This is a genomic window from Streptomyces sp. AV19 (assembly GCF_015999245.1).
GTDB lineage: Bacteria > Actinomycetota > Actinomycetes > Streptomycetales > Streptomycetaceae > Streptomyces.
This window is the reverse complement of the sequence record NZ_JAEAMR010000010.1, coordinates 327285-344559: the sequence shown is the minus strand read 5'-3', so window position 1 is coordinate 344559 and position 17275 is coordinate 327285. Positions and strand designations below refer to the sequence as shown.

The following is a 17275-nucleotide window of genomic DNA, read 5'->3' as shown; positions in this document are numbered from 1 at the left end:
TGTTGAGTTCTCAAGGAACGGACGCTTCCTTCGTACTCACCGAGACTCACTCTCGACTTTCCTCCGGGCGCTTCCCTTCGGTGTTTCCAACCTTACCAGACCCGATTTCTCGTTTCCGGCCCCCTGTCGGAGCGGGGTTTCGCCTTCTCGCTTTCGCTTTCCGGCGATTCCGACTCTATCAGATCCTTTTCCGTGCCGTTCCCGGCCCGGATTCAGAATCCGAATTCCCGTCGGAGGGGATGTCCAACACTTTAGCGGAATTTCCCGACGGCTCCCAATCGAGCCGACCGGATCCAAGAGAGGCCCTGATTTCGGCACAGCGAAACCAGACCCCGTCCGGGGATCCCGCGTAGTAATGGTGGTACCGCCTACCGGTACAGACGCCCATGGCGCTGCCCGTCTCCAGCGGCTCGGGCTACGTTAGGCCCTTCCCCCTCCGGAGTCAAGCACCGCCGGTCAGGACCTCGTTCGGGTGCGGTTCCGGGGCACGTGGGCCCGGTACGGGCTCACCGTCCGGTCGCCGTCGGCCCAGAAGCGCCAGGGGTGGGTCGCGCCCTCGCCGCCGACGCCGGTGCGGGGGCCGTTGCGGATCGAGGAGACGGGGAGCGGCGTGCCTGTCAGGACGGAGAGGGGTGCGTCCGGGCCGGCGCAGAGGTCGGTGCCGTTCAGGCCGCGGTCCACGTCGAGGGCGGTGGCCAGGCGGGCCGGGCCCCGGGCGAGGTCACGGTCGTCGCGCGACTTGGGGCGGCGTCCCCGGGCCAGGTCGTGACCCTTGAGCACCTCGCCGCCGCGCAGCAGCACTCCGCTCGCCGTGCCCTCCGGGCCGCAGACCAGGTTGAGGCTGAACCACATCCCATAGATGAAGTAGACGTAGGCGTGACCGGGCGGGCCGAACATCGCCGCGTTCCGCTCCGTGCGCCCCCGGTAGGCGTGCGATCCCGGGTCGGCCTCCCCCGCGTACGCCTCGACCTCCGTGATGCGGAGCTCGATCGGCCCCTCGGGGCCCGTGCGGACGAGGGTGCGGCCGAGCAGGTCGGGGGCCACCTCGAGGACGGGCCGGTCGAAGAAGGCGCGGGCGAGCGGGGTGCGGTCAGGGGCGGAGGTCATGCCGGCCGAGGGTAGTGGACCGGCCGGCGTTCCCGTGCGTCAGGCGAGCAGGACCGCCATGGGGCTCTGCTGTCCCGTCCAGTACTCGACGGCGTCGGTGAGGATCGTCCGTGCGACGGAGGCGGTCTCGGGTGCCGCCTTGTGGAAGGCGTCCCAGTCCTCCGCGACGAGCAGATAGCCGCGGGGCTCGCCGTCCTTGCGCCACCAGGAGAGGTCGGTGAGGCAGTCCGCGAGGGCATCCCAGTTGTGGCCGAACCAGCCGGGGAAGTCCAGGTCGGCGGCGCAGCGGTCGAGGAAGGCGGTCTTGTCGCCGATGCCGTCGAGGTGGAGGCGGGCCGCCCGCCAGCCGGCGTCGGCGGCCTCGGCCGCGGCGTGCGCGGGGGTCTCCGTGACGGGCAGTCGGTAGATCCCGGGCGGGACGGAGCCGGAGAAGAGCCCGGGGACGCCGGGGGCGGGGAGTTGGCTGGTCATGGGTGCACCACCGCTTCGAAGGTCTTGTAGTGGTCGCCGGTGTAGTAGCGCTCGGAGTGACTGCCGGTCACGATGCGGCGGGCGCCGCGGTTGCGGGCCTCGGGGGTGGGGACCGTGTACTCGTGGTAATAGCCGCGCGGCTGCTTGGGCAGCCGGTTCTCGTAGTTGCCGAAGACGGTGCCGTCCTTGGGATACGGGAACGGTCCGCCCTTGTCGATGAGTTCCAGGGTGCGGCGGGCCTCGGGCGGGAGTCGGTCCGGGGTGACGGTCCGCATGCCCTTGGCCCAGGACGGGGTGGCGCCGGAGGCTCTGCCGGAGGAGGCCGTGGCCGGTGTCTTGGAGGACTTGCCGTGACCGCCGGAGGAGCAGGCGGGGAGGAGGAACAGGGGCAGGGCGGCGAGGAGCACGGTCAGGGAGCGCAGGGCGCGGCCGGCCGGTCGTCCGCCTCGTCGGAACACACGTCGAAGCACGTCCATATGGTCGCAGCCCGTGCCGTTCGCGCCTCGCTAGGCTGGCGTCCTCACGTATCCGTGCGTAACTGGAGGTGTCTCCGTGTCAGCTGAGCAGGGCCGTCCGCCGCTCCCCCACGACTTCTTCCCGCCGGTCCCCTCGTTCCCGGTGGTGAGCGACGACGTCGCACCCGGGGCGCGGCTCGGCGAGGGCCAGGTCTTCAGCGGGGGCAACTCCTCTCCCCAACTGCGCTGGGAGGGCTTCCCGGAGGAGACGAAGAGCTTCGCCGTGACCTGCTTCGACCCCGACGCCCCGACGGGCAGCGGGTTCTGGCACTGGGTGCTCTTCGACATCCCCGCGACGGTGACCGAGCTGCCGGCGGGGGCCGGGAGCGGTGACATGAAGGGGCTGCCCGCGGGAGCGGTGCATGTCCGGAACGACTACGGGACGCGGGACTTCGGCGGCGCGGCGCCGCCGGCCGGGGACGGTCCGCACCGGTACGTCTTCACCGTGTACGCCGTGGACCAGGAGAAGCTGGGGCCGGACGCGGAGGCGACGCCGGCGTTCGTCGGGTTCCATCTGCGGTTCCACGCGCTGGGGCGCGCGCAGTTGATCGGGGAGTACGAGGTGCCGGCGGGGGGCTGAGCGGCCGGAAATTCCGTTGCGCGGTGCGGGCGGTGGCCGCCAGAGTGGTACGTGCCGACGGCTTCGCATGCGGCCGTCGGGCAGCGGATACCGCAGTGGCGGGGGCGGGCCGGCGTGTCGCGCGCCGCGCCGCCTGCCGGAGCCCTGGGCGTGGGCCCGGGGTGGCCTCGTCCGCTGCCGTGCGCTCCGGGCCCGCGTTTCGTACGGGGGAAGGGCCCGGAGCGTTTCCGTTCCCACGGGGGGTTTCTCCCCGCCCCGCCCTTTCACCGTTTCCCGGGGAGACCCCGGACCCCATCCGCCCTGCGGGCGGAGTCCTCAAACGCCGGACGGGCTCAATCGCGCAACAGCAGCTGCACGATTGCCACCAGACCCACCGCCACGATCACGCCCCGCAGCACCGTCGGGCTCAGGCGGCGCGCCACCTTCGCGCCCAGTTGGGCGCCCAGCGTGGAGCCCACGGCTATCAGGGCCACCGCCGTCCAGTCGACCTCCGCGGCGAAGACGAAGAAGAGGGCCGCGACGCCGTTCACCACCGCCGCCAGAACGTTCTTCAGGGCGTTGACGCGCTGCAGGTCGTCGTGGAGCAACAGGCCCATCAGGGACAGGTACATGACCCCCTGCGCCGCGCCGAAGTAGCCGCCGTAGGCGCTGGCCAGGAGGAGGCCGAGCAGGAGCGCGATGCCGCCGTCCGCGTGCGGGGCGGTGCCGTTGCGTTCGCGGCGGCGGGCGAGCGCCCGGGCGAGCCGGGGCTGGAGGATCACCAGCACCAGCGCGAGCGCGATGAGCGCGGGGACGATCGCGTCGAACGCCTTCGACGGCAGGGCGAGCAGCAGGATCGCTCCGGCGAGCCCGCCCACCAGGGCGACGAGGCCGAACCGGACGATCCGGCCGCGCTGGCCGCGCAGTTCGCGGCGGTAGCCGACGGCCCCGCTGATGTTCCCGGTGACCAGCCCCAGGGTGTTGGAGACGTTGGCGGTGACCGGCGGCAGTCCGGTGGCGAGCAGCACCGGAAAGGTGAACAGCGTGCCGGAGCCGACGACGACGTTGATGGTGCCGGCTCCGATGCCGGCCGCGAAGACCGCGAGTGCTTCCCAGATGGACAAGGCCATCTCCTTCGGATCAGTGCGATGCCTCCCCGCCATGGCAGGTCGGGGGGCCGCACTTGATCATGCACGAGAACGGCCATGAAGGATACGGCCGTTAGTCGATCGGCGGCTCTTCGCGGCGCGGGCTCTCCTTGGTCGTCCGGACGCCGGCCCGGGGGCCGAGGTTGCCGACGGCGCCGCTGAGGCCCTTGAGCGCGTCGCCGATCTCGCTGGGCACGATCCAGAGCTTGTTGGCGTCGCCCTCGGCGATCTTCGGGAGCATCTGGAGGTACTGGTAGGAGAGCAGCTTCTCGTCGGGGTCGCCCGCGTGGATGGACTCGAAGACCGTACGGATCGCCTGGGCCTCGCCCTCGGCCCGCAGGGCCGCGGCCTTGGCCTCGCCCTCGGCCCGCAGGATCGCGGACTGCTTCTCGCCCTCCGCGGTGAGGATCTGCGACTGGCGGATGCCCTCGGCGGTGAGGATCGCGGCGCGCTTGTCACGGTCGGCGCGCATCTGCTTCTCCATCGAGTCCTGGATGGAGGTGGGCGGTTCGATCGCCTTGAGCTCCACGCGGTTGACGCGGATGCCCCACTTGCCCGTCGCCTCGTCCAGGACGCCGCGCAGGGCCGCGTTGATCTCCTCGCGGGAGGTGAGGGTGCGTTCCAGGTCCATGCCGCCGATGATGTTGCGCAGCGTGGTGACGGTGAGCTGCTCGATGGCCTGGATGAAGCTGGACACCTCGTAGGTCGCGGCGCGTGCGTCGGTCACCTGGTAGTAGATGACGGTGTCGATGTTGACGACCAGGTTGTCCTGAGTGATGACGGGCTGCGGGGGGAACGGCACGACCTGCTCGCGGAGGTCGATGCGGTTGCGGATGGAGTCGATGAACGGGACGACGATGTTGAGCCCCGCGTTGAGCGTCCGGGTGTAGCGGCCGAAGCGTTCGACGATGGCGGCGCTGGCCTGCGGGATGACCTGCACCGTCTTCATGAGGGCGATGAAGACGAGCACCACCAGGATGATCAGGACGATGATGATCGCCATCGTGGCTCCTCGTGCCTTTGTCGTGGATCGATCGTGTCGAGGTCGGTCGTGTCGATCGTGTTGAGGGAGTCTTCCAGAACCGGCACTGCCGTGCAGGCCGGATGCGACCGCCCCCGTAACGGCCGTCTCACATCACCACCGCCGTCGCGCCGTCGATGTCGACGACGTCGACCTGCTGGCCGACCTCGTAGGCGTGGTCGCCGTCGAGGGCGCGCGCGGACCAGATCTCGCCGGCGAGCTTGATGCGCCCGCCGTGGCCGTCGACCCGCTCCAGGACGACGGCCTGCCGCCCCTTGAGGGCCTCGATGCCCGACTGCAGCGTGGGCCGGCGGGAGCGCTGCCGGTTGGCGATCGGCCGGACGACGGCGATCAGGGCGACGGAGACGACGGCGAAGACGACGAACTGGGTGATCGTGCCCCCGCCCAGCGCGTCGGTGACGGCGGCCGCGACGGCGCCGAGCGCGAGCATGCCGAATTCCGGCATCGCGGTCACGACCAGGGGAATGCCGAGCCCGACGGCGGCCACGAGCCACCACGCCCAAGTGTTCACATGGTCATGGTAGGCGCGTGGACGGGGTCACCGACAGGGCTCCTCGGCCTCTCGGAGGACTCGTCGGCGGGCTTACGAGAGCGGCAGGCCGTGGGCCGTCCAGCGGTCGCCCCGGCTCTCGACGACCAGGGGGAGGCCGAAGCACTTGGACAGGTTGCGGGAGGTGAGTTCGAGCTCGATGGGGCCGGCGGCGAGCACCTGGCCCTGACGGATCATCAGGACGTGGGTGAAGCCGGGGGCGATCTCCTCGACGTGGTGGGTGACCATCACCATCGAGGGGGCGAGCGGGTCCCGGGCGAGCCGGCCGAGGCGGCGCACCAGGTCCTCGCGGCCGCCGAGGTCGAGGCCGGCGGCGGGCTCGTCCAGCATCAGCAGCTCGGGGTCGATCATCATCGCGCGGGCGATGAGGGTGCGCTTGCGCTCGCCCTCGGAGAGGGTGCCGAACTTCCGGTCCAGGTGCTCGGTCATGCCGAGCACGTCGAGGAAGGCGCGGGCGCGCTGCTCGTCGACGGTCTCGTAGTCCTCGCGCCAGGTGGCGGTCATGCCGTACGCCGCGGTGAGCACCGTCTGCAGGACGGTCTGGGTGCGCGGCAGCTTGTCGGCGAGGGCGATGCCCGCCATGCCGATGCGCGGGCGCAGCTCGAAGACGTCCACCGAGCCGAGCGTCTCGTCGAGGATCCGCGCCGTGCCCTTGGTCGGGAAGAGGTAGCTGGAGGCGACATTGAGGAGCGTGGTCTTGCCGGCGCCGTTGGGACCGAGAATCACCCAGCGCTCGCCCTCCTTGACCGACCAGGAGACCTGATCCAGCAGAGCCCGGCCCTCGCGGACCACGGATACGTCCACCAGTTCCAGTACATCGCTCATGAGCGCGTTGTCTCCCATTGCAGTTCGTCGTCGCTGGCGCCTGTCGGCGCAGCCCCCAGGGAAAACCTACGCCACCCGCCGTCGTCGCCAGTCCCTAGGCTGGGGCACATGCTCGATGAACATCGCTCAGGTCGGCTGACAGCCTGGGGAAATGCCCTTCTTGCCGGATTTGCCGCACCCGATGACGTGGCGCTCCACATCACCGGGGAGGACGCCCTCCACCGGGTCGTCGGCCTGCCGGGTGAATCCGGCCCCGTGGGCCTGACCCTCGCGCTCGGCAGACTGCGCGCGCTCGGCGCGACGGGCCTGCGCCTCGCGCTGCCGGCGCCCGGCCACCCGCTGGGGCTGAGCGGGCCGCCGGAGTTCAACGCCCTGGCCCTGGAGGCCGGCGAGGCGGTCGTCGCGGTGGGGACGGGCCTGGGGCTGGTGCCCGAGGTGCACGCGGTGGGCCCCGAGGGCGACGAGCACGTGGAGGTGGTCTGGCAGTGCCTGCCGGTGCGCGAGGCGCCGCCGGCCGACGTGCCGTCGCTGGGCGAGGCGGAGCGGGAGCTCGCGGAGGCCCTGCGGGAGGCGACCGCGGTGCTCACCCGGCTGGACGTGGCGGGCTCGGGCCCGGCGGCCCAGGCCGCACTGGAGGCGTACCGGGCGAGGGCGGAGCACGGGAAGGAGATCCTCGCGCCCGGGTATCCGCCGCGCGCGGCGCGCGTGCTGGAGCTGGCGCAGCGGGTGGGCGCGCTGGTCGCCATCGCGAGCGGGCCGGGGGACGGCGGCGGGCGGGAGCACGGGGCCGCCGTGAGCGCGGCCGAGATCACGGCGCGGGCGGCGGCGCTGCGCCCCGTGGAGCGCACGGCCCGGCGGGCCCAGGTGGCCGCGTACAACGCGCCGCTGGAGGAGCGGGAGCGCGGCAGGCCGTGAAACGAACGGAGGCCCCGCGGACCGAGGGGTCCGCGGGGCCTTCCGGGCGTCACTTGCTGATGCAGACGTTTCCGAACGTCGGGTTCAGGAGCCCGATCAGGATGTCGATCGTGTTGCCGCAAGCGTTGATCGGCACGTCCAGGGGGATCTGGATGACGTTGCCGGAAATGACGCCGGGTGAGCCCTTCGCGACACCGTTGGCGCTGGAGCCTTCGTCGTGCGCGACTGCGGTACCGACGGAGGCGCCGACGGCGACGCCCGCGGCGGCCAGAACGAGAGCGGCCTTTTTGGCTCGGTTCATGGGTGTCTTCCTTTGCTGGTGACCTCGCGGCCCCGGTGACGGAGTCGCGCCCTGATGAACGCCACCGCACCACCGACGGCACGGCCGCCAGTGGCGTTTGCCCTCGTTCGGGCGATTGATCACCCTCGGACGTCGGCCCCGCGGGGGCGGGGCCGAGCGGCCGGGCGAGTGATCGCCGGGGGTGCTGTTACTCGTTGACGCAGACGTTGCCGTGCGCCGGGTTCAGCAGGCCCACGACGCTGATCGTGTTGCCGCACACGTTGGTGTCGATCTCGACGGGCGCCTGGATGACGTTGCCGGAGACCACGCCGGGGGAGTTCTTGGCAATGCCGTCCGCGCCGTGGGAGGTGTGCGCGGAGGCGACACCAGCACCGGCGAGGGCGAGACCGCCGACCGCGAGCGTGACGGCAGCGGCCTTCTTCATGTTCTTCACTCTTCCTCTGACCTTCCTGGAACGTCCCACGGCCAGCCGCCGCGGTTACGCCATGGAGAACGGGCCACCGCCATCCGGGTTATCGGCTCCGGCGGACAATCACACGACCGCATGAACCACTCGTCGGAATGAGACGTTCCGAGGCGACGGCGGACCGCCCGTACCAGGAGGTTCAGTCGCCGATCCCGTGCCGGACCGCCCAGAGGGCCGCCTGGGTGCGGTCGGCGAGGTCGAGCTTCATCAGGATGTTCGAGACGTGCGTCTTGACCGTCTTCTCCGACAGCACCAGCGCCCGGGCGATCTCCCGGTTGGACCGGCCGTCGGCGATCAGGGCGAGCACCTCCCGCTCGCGCTCGGTGAGCGCGTTCCCCCGGCCCTGGCCGCCGCCGGTGTCGTCCTGGGTCAGCAGCGCGCCGGCCACCTCGGGCTGGAGCAGGACGTGCCCGGCGTGCACCGAGCGGATGGCCCCGGCGAGGGCGTCCGGGTCCACGTCCTTGTAGACGTAGCCCGCGGCCCCGGCCTTGAGGGCCGGGATCACCGTGCGCTGCTCGGTGAAACTCGTGACGACCAGCACCCGGGCGGGGCTGTCCAGGGAGCGGAGGCGGCGCAGCGCCTCGATGCCGTCCATGCCGGGCATCTTCACGTCCAGGAGGATCACGTCGGGCCGCAGCTCCTCGGCGCGGGCCACGCCCTCGGCGCCGTCCGCCGCCTCCCCGACCACCTCGATGTCCTCCTGGATCTCCAGAAAGGTGCGCAGGCCCTTGCGGACCACCTGGTGATCGTCCACCAGCAGAACCTTGATCGTGTGGTCCTCAGCCACCGGGCACCTCCATCTCGATCGCGGTGCCCTCTCCGGGCCCCGAGACAACCTTCAGCCTGCCGCCGACCCCGTTGGCGCGGTCCCGCATGGAGACCAGGCCCAGGTGGCGTCCCGCCTGCCGGACGGCGGACGGGTCGAAACCGCTTCCGTCGTCGGCCACCCGCAGCGCGGCGCCCTGGCCGCGCCGGGCGAGGGTGACCTCGACGTGTTCCGCGCCGGAGTGGCGCAGGGCGTTGTGCAGGGCCTCCTGGGCGACGCGGAGCAGCGCCTCCTCCTGGGAGGCCGGCAGGGCCCGCATCCCGTGGGCGGAGAAGCTGACGCTCGCGGAGTGGGCCCGGTCGAGCACCTTGATCTGGGTGCGCAGGGTGGCGACCAGTCCGTCCTCGTCGAGTCCGGCCGGGCGCAGCTCGACGACCGCGGCACGCAGTTCGTCGGTGGCCTCGGCGGCCAGGTGGGCGACCTGGTGCAGCTGGTCCTTGGCGCGGGCCGGGTCGCGGTCCACCAGGGCGGTGGCGGCCTGGGCCGTCAGGCGCAGGGAGAACAGCTTCTGCGCGACGGCGTCGTGCAGCTCGTGGGCGAGCCGGGCGCGTTCGTCGGCGATGGTCAGTTCGCGGCTGCGCTCGTAGAGGCGGGCGTTGGTCAGCGCGATGGCGGCGTGCTGGGCGAGGACGGCGAGCAGTTCCTCGTCCTCGTCGGTGAAGCCGCAGCCGGTGCCGCCGTGCTTGTACGCCTTGTTGGCGAGGAAGAGCACGGCGAGGTTCTCGTCGCCGTCGGCGACGGGCATGCCGAGGAAGTCGGCCATCTCGGGGTGGGCGTCGGGCCAGCCGCCGAAGCGGGGGTCCTCGCGGACGTCGGGGAGCCGCTGGGGGCCCTTGTCCTGGAGCATGGCGGCGAGGATGCCGTGCTGGCGGGGCAGCGGGCCGATGGCCTTCCACGTCTCGTCGCTGACGCCGTCGACGACGAACTGGGAGAAGCCTCCGTGGTCGTCGGGGACGCCGAGGGCGGCGTACTGGGCGTCGAGCAGTTCGCGAGCGGAGACGACGATCGTCTTGAGGACGTCCCGCACCTCGAGATGCCTGCTCATCGCGAGGATCGCGGAGCTCACGGCGGAGAGGCCGGAGCGTGGGCCATGGGTCATGGGTTCACCGTAAACCGGCGGGTGATCTCCGCGGATCGGACCGGTGGCGGGCGGACGCTTACACCGCGCGCCCTAGGCCGAAGGGCCCTGCCGCGCCAGACTCGTGTCATGTCTATACCAACGCAGTGGACAACCACCCATGGCGATCCCTACCGGTCGGTCCCCTACCGGCCCGGCCGGATGCCCGCCGAGGAGTCGCTGGCCCGGGCCGCGGAGCTGCGCGCGCGGATGGCGGAGCGGCGGACCGTGCGGCAGTTCTCCGCGGACCCGGTGCCGGAGCAGGTGGTGCGGGACGCGATCGCCTGCGCGGCCACGGCACCGTCCGGGGCGCACCAGCAGCCGTGGACGTTCGTCCTGGTCAAGGACCCCGGGGTACGGGCGCGGATCCGGGCGGCGGCGGAAGAGGAGGAGCGCGTCTCCTACGCCGGGCGGCTCGGTGAGGAGTGGCTGGCGGCTCTGCGGCCGCTGGGCACGGACGAGGTGAAGCCGCACCTGACGGACGCGCCGGCGCTGATCGTGGTCTTCCAGCAGCGCTACTGGCTGGGGGCGGACGGGGAGCGGCGCAAGCACTACTACGTGGACGAGTCGGTGGGCATCGCGGTCGGGATGCTGCTCTCGGCGCTGCACCTGTCGGGGCTGGCGGCCCTGGTGCACACGCCGAGCCCGATGCGGTTCCTGGCCGAGGTGCTGGGGCGGCCGGTGAACGAGAAGGCGTTCGCGGTGGTCCCGGTGGGCTATCCGGCCGCGGACTGCCGGGTGCCGCGGCTGGTGCGCAAGAGCCTGGACCAGGTGCTGGTCGAGGTCTGAGCCGGGCCCGGAGGGGCCCGGGAGGTCACCGCACCGAGGGTGCGGGCGCGGTCACACCGAGTGCGGAAGGGCGCTGCTCGGTGTGACCCCGCGCATAGGGCGCAGATCACCTACGAATCCGGATAGTGGGCGGATAAACGGTCCGTAAAGCCGGGCCCGGGCGGGAGGCGGCCGCATTTCCGGGCGGCGGGCCGGGGGCGCTTTCAACGAAGCCGGGTAGTACGTCGCTTCTTTGCCAGGTCTTTTTGCAGCCGCTAACAATTGCCCCGTCGCACGGCGCCGTGGATCGAAACGGCGCTCTTTTTGCGCCGATCCGGGCCTGCGACCCCATGCGATTGGAAGAGGTTCAGCTCAGTCATGCGCTCCATCTCCGGCTATACCCGTCTCACCAAGGTCCACAAGTTCTCCGCCGCGGGCATCGCCGCGGCCGGCGTCGCCGCCGTGGCACTCGCGGTCGTCCCCGCGTCCGCGGAGGACGAGAAGCAGGCGATCGCCGTGAAGCCGGTGGCCTGGAACGCCAAGGCGTTCGGCACCGAGGACCAGCGCGCGGAGCTGGTGCAGCAGTCGGACGACGCCGCCGACCAGGCCCGCAAGCAGGCCGAGGCGAAGAAGAAGGCCGAGGCCGAGGCGAAGGCCAAGGCGGACAAGGAGCGCGCCGAGAAGGAGGCCGCGAGCCGCTCGGCCGAGCGCAAGCCGGTCAAGGCCGAGCCCGCCGCCCCCGCGGCGCCGGCCGCCCCGGCCCCCAAGACCTACGCGGACAACCTGGACGGCTGGATCCGCGAGGCCCTGGACATCATGGCCGCCAAGGGCATCCCGGGCAGCTACGACGGCATCCACCGCAACATCATGCGGGAGTCGACGGGCAACCCGAACGCGATCAACAACTGGGACTCGAACGCCGCCGCCGGCATCCCCTCCAAGGGCCTGCTCCAGGTGATCGACCCGACCTTCCAGGCGTACCACGTCGAGGGCACCTCCTGGAACATCTACGACCCGGTCGCCAACATCACCGCCGCCTGCAACTACGCGGCGAAGGTCTACGGCTCCATGGACAACGTCAACTCGGCCTACTGATCCGAGCGGCGCGCCAAAAGGGCGGTGCACCCGGTTTCCCGGGTGCACCGCCCTTTTGCTGTCGCCTTTTGCTGTGGCAATACTGCGCCGCGCTGTGGTGACGCCGCCTACTTCCGCATGACCTCCGGCTCGTGCCGGCGCAGCAGCCGCGCGACCGCGAATCCGCAGATGACGCCGAGCGTGACGAGGACGGCCATGTTGATGCCCCACTGGCCGGCCGTGTGGGCCCACAGCGGGTCGAGGTTCCCCAGGTCGTCCTTGTCCATCGGCGCCATGATGTGCGAGAGGTCCAGCGTGGCGCCGGCGGCGGCGATGGCCCAGCGGGAGGGCATCAGCCAGGCGACCTGCTCGACACCGGGCGAGTCGTAGATCTTGAACATGATGCCGGTGAAGACGACCTGGACGATCGCGAACATCACCAGCAGCGGCATGGTCTTCTCCGCGGTCTTCACCAGGGAGGAGATCACCAGGCCGATCATCATGGACGTGAAGCCCAGCGCGATGACCACCAGGCAGAGCTCGACGGCCGGCAGGGCCTTGAGGATCAGGCCCTCCTCGGGGAGCTTGCGGATCGAGAAGCCGATGACCGAGATGATCACGCCCTGGACCGCGGTGATCGCGCCCAGGACGACGACCTTGGACATCAGATACGCCGACCGGGACAGCCCGACGGCCCGCTCCCGTTCGTAGATCACCCGTTCCTTGATGAGCTCGCGGACGGAGTTGGCGGCGCCCGAGAAGCACATGCCGACCGCGAGGATCAGCATGATCGTGCCGGCGTCCTGGTTGTGGCCCTTGAGGGGCGCGGCGAGCCCGTGCTCGGCGGGGATCACACAGCTCACGCCGCCGAGGACGGCGGGCAGGATCAGCATGAGCCCCATGAAGCCCCGGTCGGAGGCGATCACCGACAGATAGCGGCGCATCAGCGTCCACAGCTGGGAGCCCCAGCTCTGCGGCACCGGCGGCCTGACCACCTGCGGCTGGACGTGGACGGACTGCGGCGCCACCGCGTCGATGTCCGCGGCGTACATCTGGTAGTGCTGCGAGCCCTTCCAGCGGCCGGCCCAGTCGTAGTCGCGGTAGTTCTCGAAGGCCGAGAAGACGTCCGCCCAGGTCTCGTAGCCGAAGAAGTTGAGCGCCTCCTCGGGTGGGCCGAAGTAGGCGACCGAGCCGCCGGGCGCCATGACCAGCAGCTTGTCGCAGAGCGCCAGTTCGGCGACGGAGTGCGTGACCACCAGGACGGTGCGGCCGTCGTCGGCGAGGCCGCGCAGCAGCTGCATCACGTCGCGGTCCATGCCCGGGTCGAGGCCGGAGGTGGGCTCGTCCAGGAAGATCAGCGACGGCTTGGTCAGCAGCTCCAGGGCGACGGAGACGCGCTTGCGCTGGCCGCCGGAGAGCGAGGTGACCTTCTTGTCCTTGTGGATGTCGAGCTTGAGCTCGCGCAGCACCTCGTCGATGCGCGCCTCGCGCTCGGCGGGCGCGGTGTCGCCGGGGAAGCGCAGCTTGGCGGCGTAGCGCAGCGCCTTCCGGACGGTGAGCTCCTTGTGGAGGATGTCGTCCTGCGGCACCAGGCCGATGCGCTGGCGCAGTTCGGCGAACTGCTTGTAGAGATTGCGGTTGTCGTAGAGGACGTCGCCCTGGTTGGCCGGCCGGTAGCCGGTGAGCGCCTTGAGCAGGGTGGACTTGCCGGAGCCGGACGGGCCGATGACGGCGATCAGCGACTTCTCCGGGACGCCGAAGGAGACGTCCTTGAGGATCTGCTTGCCCCCGTCCACCGTGACGGTCAGGTGGCGCGCGGAGAAGGAGACGTCGCCGGTGTCGACGAACTCCTCCAGGCGGTCGCCGACGAGCCGGAAGGTGGAGTGGCCGACGCCCACGATGTCGTTGGGGCCGATGACCTGCTGGCGGACCGGCTGGCCGTTGACGTACGTGCCGTTGTGGCTGCCCAGGTCGACGATCTCGAAGCGGCCGTCCCGGCCGGCCCGGAACTCGGCGTGGTAGCGGGAGACCTGGAGGTCGGCGACGACCAGGTCGTTCTCCAGGGCACGGCCGATGCGCATCACGCGGCCGGCGGCCAGCTGGTGGAAGGTCGTCGGACTGCGGTCGCCGTGGGCGGGCTGCGCGCCGTCCCCGCCGGGCGGGCGGTGACCCTGCTCCGGCGAGGACGCCTGGTGCGGGATGTGCGGCTGGGGCTGCTGCCAGGAACCCTGGGGCTGCGGCTGCTGGTACGGCTGGGCCTGCGGCTGCTGCTGATACTGCTGCGGCTGGGCCTGCGGGGGCTGGTGCCCCCAGCCGGCGCCCGGCTGCTGGTACTGCCCCGGCTGCTGGTACTGCTGCGGGTGCGGCTGTCGGTCCTGCCCCTGGGGCGCCGCCAGCGCGGTGTGCGCGCTGTACAGGTCCGCCGCGGGCTCGGCGGCGGCCGTGGCGCCGGCGGTCAGCCGCGGGCCGTCCGTCGCGTTGCCCAGGTGCACGACCGAGCCGGGGCCGATCTCCAGCTGGTGGATCCGCCGGCCCTGCGCATAGGTGCCGTTGGTGCTGCCCTGGTCCTCAAGGACCCAACTGCTGCCGCTCCAGCGGACGATGGCGTGCCGCCATGAGACGCGGGCGTCCTCCAGCACCATGTCACCCTGCGGATCGCGTCCGAGGGTGTACGACCTGGACGGGTCCAGCGTCCAGGTCTGTCCATTCAATTCCAGTACGAGTTCAGGCACTCCATGCCCCACTACTTGTCCCCCGATGTACCCCCCCGCACAGGGAGTCTGTACAGGGAGTCTAGGGATGGCGAACATCGGGAGGAACTATTTCAGGCACAGTCCCCCGATCGAAAGTCGGGGATTGACGACCCTCCCTTCACACCCGCTTCGCACCCCCTTCTTTCCCGCTTCCCGTGCGCCGTTGACGGGGCGAAAACACCACCGGAGAGTGGTAATCGCCCACGCCCGCGCGGAAATCACACGGACCCGGGGCGGATTGGTACGGACCGGGGGGACCGTGATGACCATCACCAGTGACCGGGGCGCGGCGCGCGGCGCGCGGCTGGTCCTCACCGCGGTGGCGGGAGTGGGCTGGGCCTTCCTCGCGATGGCCGCGGTGGCCGCGCTCGGACTGCACCTGCTGGGCGCCGACCGGGCCGGTTCGCTCGGGCCGATGACCGCCGCGGTGGTCGTCCTCGCCACCGGCGGCTCCGTCGAGCCCTCGGGGGCCGTCGAGGCGTTCGGCCTCACGGGGGCGGGGGCGCGGTCCTCCGTCGACGTCATGCCGCTGGGGGTGACGCTCGTCGGCGCGCTGGTGCTCGGCCTGTCCTTCGCCCGGTCCCTGCGCCCGGCCGGGCTCACCGTCGGCGGCCGCGAACTGGCCGCGCGCGCCGGGGCGGTGGCCGTCGTCTTCCTGCTGCTGCTCGGCGGGCTCGCCTGGGCCGGCTCCTCCACGGTCACCATCGACGGCACCGACCTGGTCCCCGGGGGCGGGGGCGGCGGCCCGAAGCTGGAGCTCCCCGGCATCGGGGACGTCGGCGACCTCCCCGACCGGCTGACCGGCCTCGCCCGCGCCCGGGCCGCCGTCGGCTTCTCGGTGCGGACCGGGCCGTCGCTGCTGGGCGGCGCCGTCTGGGTGCTCGCCGTCCTGCTGGTCACCCTGCTGGTCGCACGCGCCGCGCCGCTGCCGCGCGGCGCGTGCGACCAGCAGGGTGACCGTCCCCGGGCGGGGCGGCGCGGCTGCCGGTCGCCCCGCCCGGGGACAGCCGCCGGAGCAGCCGGCCGCCGGGCACGGGCACGGCCCGTCGGCGGGGAGCGGCCCAAAGCAGCGCCCGGCCGGGCACCGGCACGAGGGCCCGCACGACAGCACGACCCACGGGGCCGACGCGTACCGGCGCCGGCCCGCCGGGGAGCGGCCGCCGGAGCGCTCCCCGGAGCCTCCGTCGGCTCCGCCGCCAGGGGGGCACCGGTACGGGAGTCCGCCTCCGCCGCCCCCGGGGCCGCCCCCGCCCCCGAAGGGGTGGCCGGGGCCCGGCGGACGGCCTCCGCGCCGGTGACCGGGCGGTGAACAGTGCGTTCCCCGCCCGGCTCCCCCTGCGGCGGCCGGCGGGGCACCGGATACGGTAGAAGCACCATGAGCGCACCGCAGATCCCGCCTGCCACCGCTGTCACCGGCCCCGCCGACGACGCGCCCACCCTCCTCGTCAAGATCTTCGGGAAGGACCGGCCGGGCATCACCGCCGGGCTCTTCGACACGCTCGCCGCCTACGCGGTCGACGTCATAGACATCGAACAGGTCGTCACCCGGGGACGGATCACCCTCTGCGCCCTCGTCACCGCCCCCGCCGGGGCCGGTGTCTCCGAGGGCGACCTGCGGGCGACCGTGCACAGCTGGGCCGAGTCGATGCACCTCCAGACCGAGATCATCTCCGGCCGGGGCGACAACAGGCCGCGCGGCGTGGGCCGTTCGCACGTCACCGTGCTGGGCCACCCGCTCACCGCGGAGTCCACGGCGGCCATCGCGGCCAGCATCACCGGCACGGGCGGCAACATCGACCGCATCTTCCGGCTCGCCAAGTACCCCGTGACCGCCGTGGAGTTCGCGGTCTCCGGCGCGGAGACGGAGAAGCTGCGCACGGCGCTGGCCGTCGAGGCCGCCCGGCTCGGGGTGGACGTGGCCGTCGTGGCGGCGGGCCTCCAACGGCGGGCGCAGCGCCTGGTGGTGATGGACGTCGACTCGACACTGATCCAGGACGAGGTCATCGAACTGTTCGCGGCGCACGCGGGCTGCGAGGCCGAGGTCGCGGAGGTGACCGCGCGGGCGATGCGCGGCGAACTGGACTTCGAGCAGTCCCTGCACGCGCGGGTGGCCCTGCTGGCCGGGCTGGACGAGTCGGTGGTGGACAAGGTCCGCGCGGAGGTCCGGCTGACGCCCGGGGCCCGGACGCTGATCCGCACGCTGAAGCGGCTCGGCTTCCAGGTCGGCGTGGTCTCCGGAGGATTCACGCAGGTCACGGACGACCTGCGGGAGCGGCTCGGGCTGGACTTCGCCTCCGCCAACACGCTGGAGATAGTGGACGGCCGGCTGACGGGCCGGGTCACCGGGGAGATCGTGGACCGCGCGGGCAAGGCGCGCCTGCTGCGCCGGTTCGCGGAGGAGGCGGGGGTGCCCCTCGCCCAGACGGTCGCGGTCGGCGACGGTGCGAACGACCTGGACATGCTGAACGCGGCGGGGCTGGGGGTGGCGTTCAACGCGAAGCCGGTGGTGCGGGAGGCGGCGCATACGGCGGTGAACGTGCCGTTCCTGGACACGGTGCTGTATTTGCTGGGGGTCACGCGGGAGGAAGTCGAGGCGGCGAACACGCACGAGTGAGTTCCGCCGGGGGGGGTGCCCCGGTCCCGCCCCAGCCCTCTTCCGCGGGGGCTGCGCCCCTGCGCCACCCGCGGCACCGCGCTCCGCGCGTGGACCGGGCCCTCCCGGGGGCCGGCAGGCGCAGGGATGATGCCCCGGTCCCGCCCTTTCACCGTTTCTTCCGGGGCTCCGCCCCTGGGCCCGGCACCGCGCTCCGCGCGGTGAGGCGGGGGCTGCGCCCCCTG

The 17275-nt window shown here is 72.0% G+C and carries 18 protein-coding genes; 6 read left to right on the top strand and 12 right to left on the bottom strand.

The features are described 5' to 3' along the window. Window positions 1-456 precede the first annotated feature (456 nt). From I5Q34_RS19985 to I5Q34_RS19975, 3 genes are read right to left on the bottom strand one after another with little or no spacing between them, the layout of a single operon-like run. On the bottom strand, window positions 457-1107 hold the full coding sequence (locus tag I5Q34_RS19985; protein ID WP_199893688.1) for a DNA-3-methyladenine glycosylase: 651 nt from the start codon (window positions 1105-1107) through the stop codon (window positions 457-459). A gap of 39 nt (window positions 1108-1146) precedes the next feature. Then, complete coding sequence (locus I5Q34_RS19980; RefSeq protein WP_199893687.1) at window positions 1147-1578, bottom strand: barstar family protein; 432 nt, start codon at window positions 1576-1578, stop codon at window positions 1147-1149. Beyond that, window positions 1575-2048, bottom strand: coding sequence for a ribonuclease domain-containing protein (locus tag I5Q34_RS19975; protein WP_277965365.1), 474 nt, complete (start codon window positions 2046-2048; stop codon window positions 1575-1577). The genes I5Q34_RS19980 and I5Q34_RS19975 overlap by 4 nt, the downstream gene beginning before the upstream one ends. An 82-nt stretch (window positions 2049-2130) precedes the next feature. Between I5Q34_RS19975 and I5Q34_RS19970 the strand changes: the two genes are divergently transcribed. Continuing rightward, entirely contained in the window at window positions 2131-2673 is a 543-nt protein-coding gene (locus tag I5Q34_RS19970) for a YbhB/YbcL family Raf kinase inhibitor-like protein (RefSeq protein ID WP_199893686.1), read from the top strand. A 332-nt stretch (window positions 2674-3005) separates the two neighbouring features. Here I5Q34_RS19970 and I5Q34_RS19965 read toward each other — a convergent pair whose 3' ends face one another. From I5Q34_RS19965 to I5Q34_RS19950, 4 genes are all read right to left on the bottom strand, one after another. Continuing rightward, on the bottom strand, window positions 3006-3776 hold the full coding sequence (locus tag I5Q34_RS19965; protein ID WP_199893685.1) for a sulfite exporter TauE/SafE family protein: 771 nt from the start codon (window positions 3774-3776) through the stop codon (window positions 3006-3008). 97 nt (window positions 3777-3873) lie between these two features. Then, window positions 3874-4803, bottom strand: a complete 930-nt coding sequence (locus tag I5Q34_RS19960) for an SPFH domain-containing protein (protein WP_199893684.1) — start codon at window positions 4801-4803, stop codon at window positions 3874-3876. Between the two features lie 127 nt (window positions 4804-4930). Continuing rightward, window positions 4931-5287, bottom strand: a complete 357-nt coding sequence (locus I5Q34_RS19955; protein WP_234429278.1) for an NfeD family protein — start codon at window positions 5285-5287, stop codon at window positions 4931-4933. Window positions 5288-5425: 138 nt separating this feature from the next. Continuing rightward, window positions 5426-6235: an ABC transporter ATP-binding protein gene (locus tag I5Q34_RS19950; RefSeq protein WP_199893682.1), complete on the bottom strand. Its 810-nt coding sequence runs from the start codon at window positions 6233-6235 to the stop codon at window positions 5426-5428. Between the two features lie 90 nt (window positions 6236-6325). Between I5Q34_RS19950 and I5Q34_RS19945 the strand changes: the two genes are divergently transcribed. Further along, window positions 6326-7132, top strand: a complete 807-nt coding sequence (locus I5Q34_RS19945) for a hypothetical protein (RefSeq protein ID WP_199893681.1) — start codon at window positions 6326-6328, stop codon at window positions 7130-7132. 49 nt (window positions 7133-7181) lie between these two features. Here the strand turns inward: I5Q34_RS19945 and I5Q34_RS19940 are convergent, their stop codons facing one another. The 4 genes from I5Q34_RS19940 to I5Q34_RS19925 form a co-directional block, all read right to left on the bottom strand. Next, a complete protein-coding gene (locus I5Q34_RS19940; RefSeq protein WP_199893680.1) occupies window positions 7182-7433 on the bottom strand; it encodes a chaplin in 252 nt (83 codons plus the stop codon). A gap of 187 nt (window positions 7434-7620) precedes the next feature. Continuing rightward, on the bottom strand, window positions 7621-7866 hold the full coding sequence (locus I5Q34_RS19935) for a chaplin (RefSeq protein WP_199893679.1): 246 nt from the start codon (window positions 7864-7866) through the stop codon (window positions 7621-7623). Window positions 7867-8038: 172 nt separating this feature from the next. After that, entirely contained in the window at window positions 8039-8686 is a 648-nt protein-coding gene (locus tag I5Q34_RS19930; RefSeq protein ID WP_199893678.1) for a response regulator transcription factor, read from the bottom strand. After that, a complete protein-coding gene (locus I5Q34_RS19925) occupies window positions 8679-9824 on the bottom strand; it encodes a GAF domain-containing sensor histidine kinase (RefSeq protein ID WP_199893677.1) in 1146 nt (381 codons plus the stop codon). Before I5Q34_RS19925 ends, I5Q34_RS19930 begins: the two co-directional genes overlap by 8 nt. Window positions 9825-9932: 108 nt before the next feature. On the opposite strand from I5Q34_RS19925, the gene I5Q34_RS19920 reads away from it, so the two are divergent. Together I5Q34_RS19920 and I5Q34_RS19915 are read left to right on the top strand one after the other, a co-directional pair. After that, window positions 9933-10631, top strand: a complete 699-nt coding sequence (locus I5Q34_RS19920; RefSeq protein ID WP_199893676.1) for a nitroreductase family protein — start codon at window positions 9933-9935, stop codon at window positions 10629-10631. 357 nt (window positions 10632-10988) lie between these two features. Beyond that, entirely contained in the window at window positions 10989-11705 is a 717-nt protein-coding gene (locus I5Q34_RS19915; protein ID WP_199893675.1) for a transglycosylase SLT domain-containing protein, read from the top strand. 107 nt (window positions 11706-11812) lie between these two features. On the opposite strand, the gene I5Q34_RS19910 is transcribed toward I5Q34_RS19915, so the two are convergent. Then, window positions 11813-14428, bottom strand: coding sequence for an FHA domain-containing protein (locus I5Q34_RS19910; protein WP_277965364.1), 2616 nt, complete (start codon window positions 14426-14428; stop codon window positions 11813-11815). 271 nt (window positions 14429-14699) lie between these two features. On the opposite strand from I5Q34_RS19910, the gene I5Q34_RS35825 reads away from it, so the two are divergent. Next, window positions 14700-15746, top strand: a complete 1047-nt coding sequence (locus tag I5Q34_RS35825) for a streptophobe family protein (protein WP_199893673.1) — start codon at window positions 14700-14702, stop codon at window positions 15744-15746. 66 nt (window positions 15747-15812) lie between these two features. Then, window positions 15813-17051: a phosphoserine phosphatase SerB gene (gene serB, locus I5Q34_RS19900; RefSeq protein ID WP_199893672.1), complete on the top strand. Its 1239-nt coding sequence runs from the start codon at window positions 15813-15815 to the stop codon at window positions 17049-17051. Window positions 17052-17275 lie beyond the last annotated feature (224 nt).